The organism is Aerococcus sp. L_32 (assembly GCF_050689315.1).
This window is the reverse complement of record NZ_JBOEQF010000048.1, coordinates 1-13,832: the sequence shown is the minus strand read 5'-3', so window position 1 is coordinate 13,832 and position 13,832 is coordinate 1. Positions and strand designations below refer to the sequence as shown.

Genomic DNA, 13,832 nt, shown 5'->3' with positions numbered 1-13,832 from the left:
AAGCTGCAGGCGCCTTTTCAGTTGCAATCGCTTTTTTTGTCATATATAACATCTCCTCTAATTTAATTTTAATAAATCTAGGTCTATTATCAACTAAATCAGTGAAATTGTCGATGATTTAATCCAAAAATTAGTGACGGCCGATTAACCAGTTTACTGTTTCAGGGTCGTCGTGGTCAAAGAAGGCAGATTCCGCCATATCCAAGGCCTCGATTTTGGCCAAATCTTCAGCGTTCAATTCAAAGTCGAAGATCGCAATGTTTTCAGCCATCCGTTCTGGCCGGACTGACTTAGCTAAAGCCACAACCCCTCTTTGCATCAACCAGCGGAGTACCACTTGCCCGGCCGTTTTCCCGTATTTAGCCCCTATTTCTGTCAAAACGGGATTCGTGAATAAACCGTGACGACCTTCTGCGAATGGTGCCCAAGCTTCCACCTGAACGCCTACTTTATTATGCCAATCCAGGTCACTTTGACGTTGGTACCACGGATTCACTTCAATTTGGTTGACTTGCGGTTTTACCTCATTGAAGCCCGAAAATTCCACAATTTTAGCTGCTTTAAAGTTAGAAACCCCAATAGCCCGCAATTGACCGCCATTTTGAGCAGCCACTAAAGCCCGCCAAGCCCCGTAAATATCACCATAAGGTTGGTGGATCAGATACAAATCTAAATAATCTAAGCCCATAACAGCCAAGGAGTTTTCAATGGTTTCCTTCGCAATATTTTCTGGCGTTTGTTTAATAAAGAGTTTAGAGGTTACAAATAAGTCAGGTCGTTCAACTAGTCCTTCTTCAATCGCCCGTTGTATCCCTTCCCCTGTTTCCTTCTCATTGCCATAAGCTGACGCCGTATCAATCAACCGGCAGCCCGCTTGAATGCCTTGGTAAACTGCCTCCGCCGTCTCTTCAGCTGGAATTTGGTAAACACCAAACCCTAATTGGGGCATAACTACACCGTTATTTAAAGTTACTGTTTGCCTGTGATTTCCTCCTTAAGTTCAAATCCTCATCTATCAGTTACAAAGTAATTGTAAACCCTAGAGTGAACTCCAGGGCAAGTTATAAGGTGAAAATCAGAGCTGATAATTCGAAAGGATATCCAAAATTCAAAAAATATCAGCATGACCCATTACAGGCTATCTCTTCATCAAAGGGTCTTTTGGCGTGATAAAAGGGATTGCATTAGTAAGCGTATAAGGTAGGTTCAATAGTGATAATTTTTCCACAAAGGCTTGGATATACTTATCGGACGCAAAACTTTGCTTGAAATCAAGACTAAACTGACCAGTGGCGCAAATCATGTTGATGCCAAAACCCACCACACCCGAATTATAAAGGTGAATACTGTCGATATGTTGGACATTTTCATTCAAAACAAATTGACCAAGATAGCTGATGACATAGGAATTGAACACCATGTCATTGGAATAGGTCATCATACCCTGCATTTCGACAAAAACGTCCCAATAAATTTGAATTAAGTCCTTACTTTGGTCATAGTCATATGGTTCAAGAAATGGTTCGACTGTTTCACCCTCAAGTAGGGCATCACTCGCTAAGCAAATACACGCTCTAAATGCAGTACTTTGGTAGCGTAATAGACAATAATAGTAAATCAGGGTCTCGATAAAGGGCTTAATCCCTTTCCCGTCTCATAGGGCATGGTGGAAGGACACATAAATTGACGCTTGAGCATAAGTAGCCGCCAGCAAGTGATAGCCGTTAGCAAGCCCTCCCAGTTGCGGCAGGTCTTTGGACTTGTGCCCAAGAAGGGATTGGTCATTTTGAACCAAATAGAAGTCGCCATCCACCTCTACTAGTTTGGCATTGAAATAAGGGTATCGTTGCATGGTCGTCAACAAGGTCTGATTAAGGGCATCGGCTCCAACCATGTCCACCAAGCGCATTTCAAATACTTCACGCTCAATCCCCTGCTTTTTTATATAGATAACTTTGACCAGACCAAACTTTTTCTTTCGTTTTACCTTCAATAGCAGCAGATATGTTAAACAAGATTCGTTTATGGTTGTTGTTCAGAATCGTAATCATTTTTTCCATTGTGTTTGTTATCATAAAACACGCCTTTGCTTTATGAGGATTACTATAAAGACCAAGTGTTTGTGTAATAAGTGCAAAATGTTTACGAAAGGTTAATAAGGCAAAATCCCCATAAAAGTTGACAACTGCCATAAATTTAGTCAATAAAAAAAGAGCACCCGACATGGGTACTCTTGGAAAATATGGGTGACATAAATGTCACACTTGATTTTCTTATGCTTCTTCTGCGTTTTCGTCTTTGAAACCGTATTTTTTGTATATTGGTGTTTTCCAATGCTCCATGCTACTACAAACCCTTGTGTGATAAGGTTTATAAGAAAATACGTTTTCTATGAAATGCTTAAAATTTTAAAAAAGATGGCTAAAAAGTTGGCTATATTCATTGTTCGTACGCCTATACTATGAATGAATTTCACAAGCAAAATACAGATTCTGTGAGAACGATTTAGAGGTGTTTTAAAATAACTAAGTGGGTACTTCATCACTTCATTGTCTGTAAATTGCTTTCTCCATCGCACATATATATGTGTTCCCAGCTACCAATGAATGGTGGTTTTTTTATTGTCGATTTTCAAGCGTGCTTATAATATCTTCATTATATATGATTTTGGTTTGCTTCAATTCTAGCACGATTAGTTCATCATAGGTAACTACCACCAAAAATATATCAAGTTTGAAACTATCACGCTTGGGGACGGATAAGTGCCACACATCCGCTTGCTTATAATTGAAGATTATTCTATCAAAGTAAGTATAGTTTGTATTGGGACGATACCCTTTTTTATTCAAAAATGATTCTATATTGAAATTACGATTGATTTTTTTAACTGCTACAATCTCCATAATTTACCACCTACCAAGATTATAGAACATTAGTTCGTTTATATCCAATATTTATAAAACTTTGATGGTTTGTTCAAAAACTGGTCAATTTTTGCCACACTCTTGCTTGTTAAATCATCAAGAAAACTATTTACCTTAGATATATGTAAAGTGCCTTAAAACGCAAGGAAATGGCAAATATAGGTATGTACAAAAATATAGGTATTTGAATAATCTATACTTCTAACATTTTATTGCCCCCCACCATCTATTGATGACACATGCACATATAAAATAACTTACTTACCTGCACCAACTTATGATGGCACAAAAAAAGGAGTAACCATTTCAAAGGCTACTCCAGCAAGCTATAAGTATGTATCAATCAAATACATTTCTTCAAATTCATCATAATTATTTTTTAGTCCGATAATCCCACTCATGAATGAAGTTGCTTCATCTTCAAATAGATACACGCTACCAGTTCCATTTGCTTTGAGTGAGTATTGCCACAATGGAATATTCTCATGGTGGACTTTCCAAAATTGATAACCATCCTTAGTAAAATCTATAATCTGAATATGCTTGTAACCCTACAAGGCAAATATCATCTATTGTCCTCTTGTAGTTATCGATTGCTTTAGATACCGCTTCAATATCAGTCATTGCTAGTCCCTTTACGCTGGGATGATAATTGTAGGTAACCAATGTTCTGTTTTATAAGGATATTCAAACCCTCTTGCAAGTGGCATTGGTAACACTTTTCCATCCACCATATAAACAATTTTTTCAGTTGATTTGAAAGAAAGTTGATATTCTTCAATTACTTCTACCAGCAAAGTAGTAGCTTCACTATTCCATCCAGTCCATAAAATCACATTAGGATTACTTGGAAATGAAATTCCAGTACCTACTTTGATGAAGTCAAATTCAAACCGTTCAAATATATCTTCTATATCGCAAAAAGATAGATGATTCAGCTCTTTCAATTTATTGGCAATTTCATTCTTAATCAATCGTTGGTTACTCATTTTTTATATACTCCTATCTAAATTTGTAATAGTGTTCTTACTTCTGAAATAGGTAATCTTAAAACTCTAGCAACATCATCTAGTTGCGTTTCTTGGATATATCTCTTGTTTATATCAGCGTTGTTCCCACCCAATCTATACGCTCATTTTCTTTCCCTAATCTAAATCTTTCTACTATTAAGTACTACATTTATATAGCCAAAATATTAGGGCTTTACTCCAACATAGCCATTAGCTCATCTTCAACGGCATTCAATACACTAATCTTTGTTTCTTTGGTGCTTTCCCAATCATCACTGGTCAATATAGCGATAATATCCTTTTCGGTTAAATCTAGGTTAGCCACTTCATTATCTGATTGCTTTTGCTTTTCTGCTTTTTTGTGTTGGTCAATGTAATAGTTAATTTCCTGTATTTCATTAAAAACCATAACCTCGTATTCGCTTAAATAATCATGCTTTAAAAGGCTTTTAAGTGTAGGGTAGTCAAGTGTAGGCAACAATTCTTGGAATAGCTTATAACGCAATTTAAGGGCGTTTATTTGCCTGTCTAATGATTCTTGATTTAATACCAAACGAATGACAAACCGCTCAATATCCATAGCTTGCGTATAATCATCTATTGAGAAACCATATTGTGAAGTACCAGTAAATGATTGCATGCTATACGCATATAATTGCGATTTAAGGCGTTCTGTTTCCAGTCGTTTAATCTTATATGGCAAGGCTACATGTCGCCTAATATGGTACTTAATTTCTTTGTCAGTTGCACTCTCCATGACTAACCCCCCTAAAATTTGGAATACTGGTCTTTAGTTTCTTCAAAGTAGTGTTCATACATCAGTAAGCAAACTTGTGTCATTTGATTATTAAATTCGTGTCTGGTGATTCCCACCATGTCGCAATAATCATCGTATTTCATGAGTTTATTTGTGTAGGCACTCCCTACATGTCTTTTCGTTCCGTACGCTTCAACTATTTCAGTATGTTCATAAAAAAAGCTATGTATAAATTGAAGCAATGGCTTAGGTGCGTTCTTTAAAGTGGTCATAATTTTTTTATAATCACTGATTTCAAACTTGCTTAATTCATCTTTGTGCATGGCATATATCTTCCACCTTTTCAGCACGAATTTAGGTCTACTATAAAACGACAATGGTCAACCTCCTTCTTAATAATGAGTACATCGCAACTGGGTAGGTTACCATATATGAGCTTCTTTTCTTCTAAGTGCAAATATTTATGAATAGTAGTTTTTACTTCTACCACATTCAATAGTTGGTTACCTCCTACGATTCTTTTTTGTGAGATTGATAGTAATTAGAGTGATAATCTTTATTGTTTTCTTTCCACAATGCTAGTTTTTCAACCCTCGCTTTTGAAGCACACGCTGGACTACAATACTTCTTTTTAGCGTTGCTAGTACCAAATTTTTTGCCACATACGACACAAGTTTTCATTGGCATAAGTATTCAACTCCTTTCTTAATTTTTGTACGTTAAATTTCAAAACATACACACAAAAATATGTCTAATACTGCAATGAAGGACGAAAAAGCATAGGGGTAGGATTCCCTTGCCCCGTGTTTTTAACCGCCTTAGAACGCAAGCATTTGCCTTATATAACTATATTTGATTGCGTGAATAGAATTGTTAAAAAGTTTTTTAATTTATTTTTCTATAGATTATATCCTATGTTTGTAACTATCTAACCTCGATGAGCTGGACGCAACATTGCCACAATATTTTTTAACCACCATTAGATTTTTGGTTTCTGTCTAGCTAGATTTATACTGCTGGGGTAAACCAACTGGATAGGTCAACTGGATAATATAAAAGCTTATTTGAATAAATAAATCATTATCTCCTTCATTTTGTATAGATGAAGCGCTGTGAGGCGTTGTGTGGTGCATGGTAGACCTAGGGTGTCGGTAGTTGGGTGGCTGGTTCAAATTAGATAAAGACACAAGCGATATTATTCGCCTGTGCCTAGTGAATTACCCTAATAAACCTTTCAGCATATCCTTCAAAGCGTTGTCTTTCTCTTGTTCATCTTCCGTCTTTAGATTGTTGGCGTGTCGGGCTGTTCTCTCAATCTGAACCTCAGCTTCAGCCTTAGCCTTTGCAATTTCTTGCTCGGCTTTTTCCTCATTCTTTCTAACAACAAAGTCGTCATAGGATTGCATGAATTTCTGAGATTCAACTCGTTCGGCTTCAAGTTCTGCCTGTCTAATTGCGGACTGTTTAGCGTAGTAATCTTCACGGGCTTGAGCTTTGATTTCAGCTACCTTCTGCACGTTTTCCATGTCAATACCACCGTTATCAGTAAAGTTCTGTTTACCATTTTCTTGGTTGTACATTCTTTGTTCCGCTGGGGTCATTGATACATACTTCTCGTATTCGGCTAGTGCCTTGGCTCTTGATGGGTCTGTTACGTAAATTGGTTTTTGGTTGTCTGTCATAATAATTATCCTTTCTTATTTAAAGAGTTCTTTGTATAGTGGGCTGGCTTGAATATAGGTATTAAAGTAGGTCAGCTTGAAGCCATCTTTGTTAGCTGGTAAGCCAAGTGATTTCAAATTATCGTTTAATTCTCGTGTATAGCTAGCTTGTGCATCGGCAATTTCTTCAATTTTACTTAATAACTTGCTGACTTCCGCCTCTGATTTTTCTTTGTTGGCTTTCGCCTCTGCCGATACTTCATCACGAATACGTTTAAATTCATCAGCACTCAATAAAGAATCATCTTCTAAACTATCCAATTTCTGTGCAAAAAAGTCTTTGCCGTCCTGTGCCAATTGCAATGCTTTACGGGCTTCACTATAAGCGGTTGGGTCATCGCCTAACTTGGCTTTATCCAATTCATCAGTGGCTTTTTCAATATCTTTAACTGCTTTATCTAACCCGATTTGCAACTTATCTTTTTTGGCTTGAAACGCATCTTCTGATTTGGCAATCGCAATCTTAAACTCTTGTAATTTTGTATCTGTAATTTTCATTTATATAAATCTCCTTCATTAAAACTTTAGTAGTAGTAGCAACAATTTACAAGCCAAAATATGGTGTGCTTTCAGCAATCAAAGTCTTTAACAATGATGGCTTTGAGTTTTGTGTTTTAAGTAAATAGTCTGCATATAAATCTTCATAAGACCGTTCGATATGAGTTAAATCTTCTTCAGCTTCATTCAATTTTTGCTCTAAGTGATTAATGTATGCAGATTCTTGTTTGAGATGATTTAGGACAAATTCCACATCATTTTGCTCAATCGTTCCGCTTTCGATAATATTGGCGATTTTACTCGCATTTTTAACTATTTGTTTTTCTAGTTGGTTCATCATAATTTCTCCTTTAATTTGCACTATTAACAGTTGCTTGCCATTCTGATTCTGTGAACACATCCCCATTTGAATTTTTACCTCCGATGAGAATCTTTAAGGGTTCTAAGTCCAAGTTGTATTGTTTTGCATAAGATGAAGCAAGGAACAAATCATTGTTTCTCATGACACTTTGACCGTCAATGATTCGCTGGTATGCTTCTTTACCTTTTCCGCCATTACCTTTCTTACTAGGTAGATACGAATAATCTGTATTACTGAAAACATTCTTAACTGAATACTTTGTCATTATCTGCTCTTGAAAATTACCCTTTGTTGAGAAGATTCTATTTTCAAATTCTCCATCATAGAACGCTGGTGTTTTATCGTTGTTGGTGTAAGTACCTTTACTTGTAACACTCCCAGCAAAAACGAAGTAGTTATTGTTATGTGCTTTAATATCTACACCATCGAGGTAGCCCAATTTTTGCCCATAATTTACATCATTCTTCTTTTTGAATATTAGGTGCAAGCCACCAGATGGCGTTACTTGTCTAAAAGTGTTTGTCGCATTCTTCAGTATTTCTTCAGCGAATGGATTGGCTTCAATACTTTCAAAACCGTTTTGTCCGTCTTTATGGTCTTTGTCTATATCGATACACCATAAGTCCCTAGTCAAACACCCAAGTGCAGTAGTAGAACGGTACAATTCTTCATTCGTTCTGATGAAGCTTGGTGTTATCTGAATATCCCTAAAAGTAACAATACTTTTTTTGTTATGGTCTAATGGAATGGTCTGAATACCTTTTTCAGCTAGGTATAAAGCACGCTGGTACATATTCAATTTTTTATACCTCCATACTCTCCTAACCCTTATAACCTTGTTTTTGCCTTACAACGCAATTCAAAATCACTTTTTTACAAAATCCCTATATAAAGCCATTCCATCAATTATCTACAAACTACTTTCCATTATTTTTCTATATAAGGGTTATAAGGGTTAGAGTATTGATATATATATGTTTATAAGGGTATGTTAAGGGTTAGCAAGGGTTAGTTAAGGGTTAGGAATTATTTTGATAAATTTGATAAGGGTTAGGAATTTCAATTAAGGGTTAGGAATTTCTTCAAGTAATGTAAGTGCAGATTTGAATAGTTCTTCATCTCCAATAACATTAACTTTCATATTTTGTCCCTCAATCCATTTGGGTTCATTCAACTTCACGCCAATGGCTTTAATATCATCTTTTGCTTTCTTGAATCGTAAATTGCCATAATCGCTTTCGATTGCTTTTTGCAAAATTTCGTCCCCAGCAAAGATGAAGTTATTTGCATGTATCATCTGTAACAATAATTTTTGGGTTTCCGTAAGTTCATCAGCAGAAAAGTAATTCTTCAATGTAACTTTTTCAAAATTGAATTTGCCATTTGAAGCTTTTAAATTATCTAAACTCAAAATTAGAAATGACAAACTAGCACTTTCAATCGCTTCATCATTAGGTGCAATGAATTTCCAATAAGGGTCAAACACTTTGTACCTTTGTTCAGTCGTTTCTCCTTTAGGTCTATCTTTCAATGCAACATTGACAATTCGTGATTTATTGGCGGTAATTTCGTTTGTTTGAATTTGTTCATTTGTATCAAGAATCAATACTGATTTGTTCTTGAATTTGAAGTTATCTCCACCGATTGACCTACCAGTCAAAACTTCTCCAGTAGCAATCTTTCTAAGTGCCACCATTCCTTTATTATCGATTTCTCCAGTTTCATTTGCGTGTGCCACTTCAGCACCGTAAAAGTTCATCCATTCGCTTTCTTTACCGTAACCAGTACTGTTTACCAGCAAGTCAAAGTTGATTGGGTTTACTTTGAAAATTTTGTAAAAAGTTTTTAGGAATAACCCTTTACCAGTTCGCCCAAAGTCTTTCATGAAGAACATTTGTTCCGCTGGTGCAAGGTCTAATTTTCGATACATTACATAAGCGTGCATTAAGGATAAGTTATCGAAGCTACCATCATCATTGGCAATCATATTGATGAAGTCGCTTGCCATTTCAAAATTCAATTCGCTATTCTTCACTTCAAAATAATCAAAATAAAGGTTATTTGAATCAGTTGGTCTTACATCTAGTAACAACTTCTCACAATCGTATATCCAATCGATACCAGCGAATGTATAAGGGTTGATACTGTACCCATGCTCAAAGGGACTATGCTTCTCAAATAATTCTGCTAGGACTTCTAAAAAATCATTAATTCTCAATTTTTTATCAATCGGATATGTAAGAATGAATTTCACTTCATCTAGCTTTGTAAATTTCATGCCCTCAACAATCAAAAAGCATTTTAATTCTTTAGAGTAGATAACTTTTTCTGCGATTAAATCGGATAAAAACCTCGCATAATTTGAAAGATGCGCATACTTGAATGTGATTTTCTTCTCATCTGTTTTTTTGTCAATTTCCTCTTGAATCCGCCCATAAGCTAATCCAGTTTTCTTTGCCTTTATGGTGTAACTAAGATTGATATTGCCAATCTTTTCGTGTTTGCCATGAACAAATTTTTTGTATATAACATCCCCTTTGTTATCCAGAATTTGTTGTTCGCTGGTAATATCTGCGAAGTGCATACTCTTAATAATTTCTTTTATGCTAGATAGATTAGGAGTATTAATTTCATCTAACACATCTCTGATTTTTTCCAATCGGTTTAATAATTCTCTAGCGATTAAATTATTCATTTTCTGAAATTTGTCTCCTTTCTTGAGGTACTTGGATAATTGATTTCTTTTGCTATATCCTCTACTTAAAAATTGAGAGAAGTGATAGCTGGTAACACATTAATTACTTTCTGAATCTGATTTGAGATACTTTTGAACATTGCTATCATTTTCGATTGCCTTATCAAGAATTAAATGATTAAGGTAGATAATTTGTTCAGCAAGTACAGAAAATTCATATCCTAAGAAAGCAAATTCTTCTTTATCGTTTGATTGTCCAGCCTTTACAGATTGTTCGCCCAGTTCGTTCAAAATATAATCTTGAATTTTTGTAAGCACCTTAATGTCATGACTGCTATTGCCTAATTTTTCTAACTGTTCAAATTCGATTTGTTTTTTCATAATTAATTCTCCTATTCTAGTAGTACAATATTTGTTTTTGTATTGAATATTCTTTCAAAAAATGCTAGAATTAAGGCAATAAAAGACTAATTTCTTCGCAAGAAATTCCGTACTCGCTTAGTGAAAACTCCCATTTTCATTAAGCTTTTTTTATTACCTAGATATTGATTTAAAAGTCATGGCATTGGCGTGCTATTTAATAGACTTTTCTTTCATTCAGATACGATTCAACATCTTGCATATCAAACATTTTTTTATTGCCTAACCATACATAAGGCAATCCATTGTCAATCATTTCATTTAGTGTCTGCATACCGATACGCAAGTAATTCATCAACTCTTTTTGGTACATGTACCGCTTACCGTTGTTTTCTTTTACAGACTTCAGAACGCTTTGCAAATCACTAAGATATTCTGTGTAGATTTGTTGTTTCTGTTCTTCTCCTAGAATTACTTTCACTTCAAATTGTGGTTTTTCCATTTTCTCAACCCCCATCATTTATAGAGATAGTAGCTTTCATCCCCAGCATAGTAGCGTGCCTTGTAAACTTCGTTCGTAACAAGTAAGTACGAAGCCAAAAGTAATAAGATTAGAACGTACACCATCATGATTTCAAATATTTGTTTAAGCATCTGCTTCATATTTCTGTTACCCCCCATAATTGATTGGTTCTTCAATCAGCCATAACTATTTGCTCAATTTAACCACTCCTTTCAATTTTTTAATTCTTTGCATTTCTTAGTGTTTTGACTAAAAAAAATATCATCTATTGAAACCGTTGGCACAATCTTTTTTACCAAGTCTTTGAAAATTACTTTTTCTTTATCGTTGAATTGAATGTGTCCGTTCTCTTTTAATCCATAAGCTTGCCTAGTGATACCAAAAATTTCAGCCATTTCTTGTTGGGTATATCCCAACATCGTTCTGTACCCAGCAATTACATTTTTCATTTTCAATCCTCCTAACATTTATATTTCTTAGTATTTCTTAGTACACTAATACAATAGCACATAGAAAAACATAATGCAACAAAAAACTTTGCATTTCTTAGTGAATTTAGTATAATTAAGATGGAAATAATATTTTAAGGAGTGATAATTTGAAAATTGAACCTAATCCAACTTTTGTTGGGCAGAACATTAAGCATATAAGAACAAACATTTTAGGGCTTTCTATGGCTAAGTTTGCAGAACAAATTGACGACAAGGCAAAAAGCGGAACAGTCGCAAATTGGGAGACTGGGAAAAATTTACCTAATAATGAAAGATTGAAGCGGATTGCCGAATTAGGCGGTAAAACAATCGAAAGTATATTATATGGAAATAGCATGTATTTCCTTACAAATAATTTAGATAAAATCATGGACGACTTACCAATCGCATTAAAACGTGAAAATGTAGATAATGAAGTAATCGTGCGAAGTAGTCATGAAATTGATAGTAACAAAATTTCTTTATTTGATGAAAATGCTATTAATGAGATTGTTCTAAAAAATATTAATAAACAAATAGATTACTATTCATCTCAAATAAAATTAATGCGCCATATCATCAAAGATAATGAATCATTATCACGCAAAATTTTTGATTCTACATTTTTAGAAATAATAAAAGATGAAAAAAATCTCGATTTCAATACGTTTGATGAATTTATTCAATTAATAGAATCAGATGATATTAATACGACTATTGAAATTATTGACAACGTTCAATCATTCGTCCAATTAGTTGAAAATTTTTTAGGTGCTAATGGTCTGTTATTTACTGTTGAAAGAAAAGTACAAGTAACTTCTTTGTCTAATTTCTTAAATAGTAAAAATAGAGAATTAAAAAAGAAATTCATCAATTTTCCAATAAGGGTAACTGAACATACTCCAGATGAAAATGCTACAATTATAGGTTTATATGATGATGGAACACCTATCTATATTTGTGAATATTATAAAAACCGATTTGATATGCTGGTAGATGATACTACTTATGTAGTAGTAATTGATAATCACATCCATACTTGTGTGGCAAAAAGTAATATGTTTACCATCAATAACAATAATATAAAATTAGAAGAAGTTAGTTACTGTTCCCCATTGCTGGGTATTATTCAGTAACAAGAAAACACCTCCCACAAATTCATGGCATTGGCGTGCGAACAATGAATAATGAGAGAGGTAATAAAATGAAAATTAGTAAATATATAGATAAGAAAACAAATAAACCCATGTATCGAGTAAAAGGTTATCTGGGTACTGATACAATTACTGGTAAAAAAATCTACAAGACTATGAGTGGCTTTGCCAAAAAAAGGGATGCAGAAATTGCAGAACGCAAGGCAAAACAAGAATTTCTAAAAGCTGGGACTATCAACACAGACCGATTGAAGTTTGAAGAAGTGGCAAAGATTTGGCTTGAAACTTATGAGATGAGTAACATCAAAGAAAGCACTTTTCAGATTCAAAGGGATATTGTGTTGAATCATATCGTGCCTAATCTAGGTAAGCACTATGTAGATAAAATTACCCCTATTATGTGCCAATCGCTGGTAAACAAGTTCACTAGAGAATTTACCAATTACAGTAACATGATTGGACTTGCTACACGCATTTTAGAGTATGCTAGAAAGACTTTGAAGCTTATTGATGATAATCCTATGAAGGATGTTGAACGTCCTAGAAAAGCCCGTAAATTGAAATCTGAACGGTATGAAGCACCATACTTCAGTAGAGAAGAATTAGTGTACTTCTTGGAATGTGCCAAAAAGATGGATGACCCAAAAGCGTATGCGATTATTCATCTAATGAGTTTTACGGGTATTCGTGAGGGCGAAGCGTGTGGCTTAATGTGGAAAGACTTTGACGAAGTGAACAATACCATCACGATTGAACGTGCAATCATTCGTGGTAAAAACTTTGAAAAGAAAGTCGGGACTACAAAATCTCCTGCAAGTGAACGCACTATCTCAATAGATGATGAAACCGCCCAAGTATTGAGAAATTGGAAATCTAAACAAAAAGAAATCATGTTCATGCTTGGGTACAATACCAGCGGTAAGAATCAATTCATGTTTACCAATGATAATAATGAGTTTTATCAACCCTTATATGCTTATGACCGTATCAAGGCGGTTTGTAAGAAGTTCCCAGAAATTGGGAAAATGACTGCGCATGGACTAAGACACTCTAACGTAACTTTGTTGCTTGAAGCTGGAATGTCTATTAAAGAAGTTCAAGAACGTTTAGGTCATGAAAACACAAAAATGGTACTCGAGGTGTACAGTCATATCAACAAAGAATCTAGCAAGAAAATTGGTAATAATTTTGCAGACTTTGTGAAAAAGGTAAACGGATAATTTCCTACAAATCATGTTCGCTTTTAATAAAAAGTTGGCAAAAAGTTGGCAGAAAATAAAAAAAGAACCCTACTGCGTGAACAGTAGAGTTCCAAAACCCTGTTATTACAATGTTTTTGAAGCTTATGCTTCTTCTTCT

20 protein-coding genes are annotated in these 13,832 nt (G+C 34.8%); 2 read left to right on the top strand and 18 right to left on the bottom strand.

The features are described from left to right. Window positions 1-130 precede the first annotated feature (130 nt). From ACRCJ0_RS05100 to ACRCJ0_RS05015, 18 genes are all read right to left on the bottom strand, one after another. Window positions 131-949, bottom strand: coding sequence for an aldo/keto reductase (locus ACRCJ0_RS05100; RefSeq protein ID WP_431389698.1), 819 nt, complete (start codon window positions 947-949; stop codon window positions 131-133). A 189-nt stretch (window positions 950-1,138) separates the two neighbouring features. Then, on the bottom strand, window positions 1,139-1,441 hold the full coding sequence (locus ACRCJ0_RS05095) for a hypothetical protein (RefSeq protein WP_431389697.1): 303 nt from the start codon (window positions 1,439-1,441) through the stop codon (window positions 1,139-1,141). A gap of 213 nt (window positions 1,442-1,654) precedes the next feature. Beyond that, window positions 1,655-1,900, bottom strand: coding sequence for a hypothetical protein (locus ACRCJ0_RS05090; protein ID WP_431389696.1), 246 nt, complete (start codon window positions 1,898-1,900; stop codon window positions 1,655-1,657). Window positions 1,901-1,925: 25 nt separating this feature from the next. Further along, window positions 1,926-2,192 carry a hypothetical protein gene (locus ACRCJ0_RS05085; protein WP_417894009.1) on the bottom strand — a complete coding sequence of 89 codons (267 nt, stop codon included), beginning with the start codon at window positions 2,190-2,192 and terminating at the stop codon, window positions 1,926-1,928. 426 nt (window positions 2,193-2,618) lie between these two features. Beyond that, the gene (locus ACRCJ0_RS05080) at window positions 2,619-2,903 is read right to left on the bottom strand and encodes a hypothetical protein (RefSeq protein ID WP_431389695.1); all 285 of its coding nucleotides are present in this window, start codon (window positions 2,901-2,903) and stop codon (window positions 2,619-2,621) included. A 347-nt stretch (window positions 2,904-3,250) separates the two neighbouring features. Next, a complete protein-coding gene (locus tag ACRCJ0_RS05075; protein ID WP_431389693.1) occupies window positions 3,251-3,397 on the bottom strand; it encodes a hypothetical protein in 147 nt (48 codons plus the stop codon). A gap of 162 nt (window positions 3,398-3,559) precedes the next feature. Next, complete coding sequence (locus ACRCJ0_RS05070) at window positions 3,560-3,913, bottom strand: hypothetical protein (RefSeq protein ID WP_418148245.1); 354 nt, start codon at window positions 3,911-3,913, stop codon at window positions 3,560-3,562. Window positions 3,914-4,127: 214 nt separating this feature from the next. After that, window positions 4,128-4,691, bottom strand: coding sequence for a hypothetical protein (locus tag ACRCJ0_RS05065; protein ID WP_431389691.1), 564 nt, complete (start codon window positions 4,689-4,691; stop codon window positions 4,128-4,130). An 11-nt stretch (window positions 4,692-4,702) separates the two neighbouring features. Then, complete coding sequence (locus ACRCJ0_RS05060; protein WP_431389689.1) at window positions 4,703-5,014, bottom strand: hypothetical protein; 312 nt, start codon at window positions 5,012-5,014, stop codon at window positions 4,703-4,705. Between the two features lie 187 nt (window positions 5,015-5,201). Then, the gene (locus tag ACRCJ0_RS05055; protein WP_431389688.1) at window positions 5,202-5,378 is read right to left on the bottom strand and encodes a hypothetical protein; all 177 of its coding nucleotides are present in this window, start codon (window positions 5,376-5,378) and stop codon (window positions 5,202-5,204) included. Between the two features lie 530 nt (window positions 5,379-5,908). Then, window positions 5,909-6,373 (bottom strand): hypothetical protein, encoded by a 465-nt coding sequence (locus ACRCJ0_RS05050; protein WP_431389687.1) that lies wholly within the window; start codon window positions 6,371-6,373, stop codon window positions 5,909-5,911. 15 nt (window positions 6,374-6,388) lie between these two features. After that, on the bottom strand, window positions 6,389-6,910 hold the full coding sequence (locus ACRCJ0_RS05045) for a hypothetical protein (protein WP_431389686.1): 522 nt from the start codon (window positions 6,908-6,910) through the stop codon (window positions 6,389-6,391). Between the two features lie 46 nt (window positions 6,911-6,956). Beyond that, complete coding sequence (locus ACRCJ0_RS05040) at window positions 6,957-7,250, bottom strand: hypothetical protein (protein WP_431389685.1); 294 nt, start codon at window positions 7,248-7,250, stop codon at window positions 6,957-6,959. Window positions 7,251-7,260: 10 nt separating this feature from the next. Then, window positions 7,261-8,064 carry a bifunctional DNA primase/polymerase gene (locus ACRCJ0_RS05035; RefSeq protein WP_431389700.1) on the bottom strand — a complete coding sequence of 268 codons (804 nt, stop codon included), beginning with the start codon at window positions 8,062-8,064 and terminating at the stop codon, window positions 7,261-7,263. 270 nt (window positions 8,065-8,334) lie between these two features. Further along, entirely contained in the window at window positions 8,335-9,966 is a 1,632-nt protein-coding gene (locus tag ACRCJ0_RS05030; protein ID WP_431389684.1) for a phage resistance protein, read from the bottom strand. Window positions 9,967-10,065: 99 nt separating this feature from the next. Beyond that, window positions 10,066-10,347, bottom strand: coding sequence for a hypothetical protein (locus ACRCJ0_RS05025; protein WP_431389683.1), 282 nt, complete (start codon window positions 10,345-10,347; stop codon window positions 10,066-10,068). A gap of 196 nt (window positions 10,348-10,543) precedes the next feature. Continuing rightward, a complete protein-coding gene (locus ACRCJ0_RS05020; protein ID WP_269105133.1) occupies window positions 10,544-10,828 on the bottom strand; it encodes a helix-turn-helix domain-containing protein in 285 nt (94 codons plus the stop codon). 233 nt (window positions 10,829-11,061) lie between these two features. After that, complete coding sequence (locus ACRCJ0_RS05015) at window positions 11,062-11,298, bottom strand: helix-turn-helix transcriptional regulator (protein ID WP_431389682.1); 237 nt, start codon at window positions 11,296-11,298, stop codon at window positions 11,062-11,064. A gap of 149 nt (window positions 11,299-11,447) precedes the next feature. On the opposite strand from ACRCJ0_RS05015, the gene ACRCJ0_RS05010 reads away from it, so the two are divergent. Further along, complete coding sequence (locus tag ACRCJ0_RS05010; protein ID WP_431389681.1) at window positions 11,448-12,455, top strand: helix-turn-helix domain-containing protein; 1,008 nt, start codon at window positions 11,448-11,450, stop codon at window positions 12,453-12,455. A 68-nt stretch (window positions 12,456-12,523) separates the two neighbouring features. Continuing rightward, window positions 12,524-13,693, top strand: a complete 1,170-nt coding sequence (locus ACRCJ0_RS05005; RefSeq protein WP_431389680.1) for a tyrosine-type recombinase/integrase — start codon at window positions 12,524-12,526, stop codon at window positions 13,691-13,693. Window positions 13,694-13,832 lie beyond the last annotated feature (139 nt).

Bases quoted from the DNA above. Each gene is read 5' to 3' on its own strand.
- ACRCJ0_RS05100 (WP_431389698.1), bottom strand. From the start codon at position 949: ATGCCCCAATTAGGGTTTGGTGTTTACCAAATTCCAGCTGAAGAGACG.
- ACRCJ0_RS05095 (WP_431389697.1), bottom strand. From the start codon at position 1,441: ATGATGACCTATTCCAATGACATGGTGTTCAATTCCTATGTCATCAGC.
- ACRCJ0_RS05085 (WP_417894009.1), bottom strand. From the start codon at position 2,192: ATGGCAGTTGTCAACTTTTATGGGGATTTTGCCTTATTAACCTTTCGT.
- ACRCJ0_RS05080 (WP_431389695.1), bottom strand. From the start codon at position 2,903: ATGGAGATTGTAGCAGTTAAAAAAATCAATCGTAATTTCAATATAGAA.
- ACRCJ0_RS05070 (WP_418148245.1), bottom strand. From the start codon at position 3,913: ATGAGTAACCAACGATTGATTAAGAATGAAATTGCCAATAAATTGAAA.
- ACRCJ0_RS05065 (WP_431389691.1), bottom strand. From the start codon at position 4,691: ATGGAGAGTGCAACTGACAAAGAAATTAAGTACCATATTAGGCGACAT.
- ACRCJ0_RS05060 (WP_431389689.1), bottom strand. From the start codon at position 5,014: ATGCACAAAGATGAATTAAGCAAGTTTGAAATCAGTGATTATAAAAAA.
- ACRCJ0_RS05055 (WP_431389688.1), bottom strand. From the start codon at position 5,378: ATGCCAATGAAAACTTGTGTCGTATGTGGCAAAAAATTTGGTACTAGC.
- ACRCJ0_RS05050 (WP_431389687.1), bottom strand. From the start codon at position 6,373: ATGACAGACAACCAAAAACCAATTTACGTAACAGACCCATCAAGAGCC.
- ACRCJ0_RS05045 (WP_431389686.1), bottom strand. From the start codon at position 6,910: ATGAAAATTACAGATACAAAATTACAAGAGTTTAAGATTGCGATTGCC.
- ACRCJ0_RS05040 (WP_431389685.1), bottom strand. From the start codon at position 7,250: ATGATGAACCAACTAGAAAAACAAATAGTTAAAAATGCGAGTAAAATC.
- ACRCJ0_RS05035 (WP_431389700.1), bottom strand. From the start codon at position 8,064: ATGTACCAGCGTGCTTTATACCTAGCTGAAAAAGGTATTCAGACCATT.
- ACRCJ0_RS05030 (WP_431389684.1), bottom strand. From the start codon at position 9,966: ATGAATAATTTAATCGCTAGAGAATTATTAAACCGATTGGAAAAAATC.
- ACRCJ0_RS05025 (WP_431389683.1), bottom strand. From the start codon at position 10,347: ATGAAAAAACAAATCGAATTTGAACAGTTAGAAAAATTAGGCAATAGC.
- ACRCJ0_RS05020 (WP_269105133.1), bottom strand. From the start codon at position 10,828: ATGGAAAAACCACAATTTGAAGTGAAAGTAATTCTAGGAGAAGAACAG.
- ACRCJ0_RS05015 (WP_431389682.1), bottom strand. From the start codon at position 11,298: ATGAAAAATGTAATTGCTGGGTACAGAACGATGTTGGGATATACCCAA.
- ACRCJ0_RS05005 (WP_431389680.1), top strand. From the start codon at position 12,524: ATGAAAATTAGTAAATATATAGATAAGAAAACAAATAAACCCATGTAT.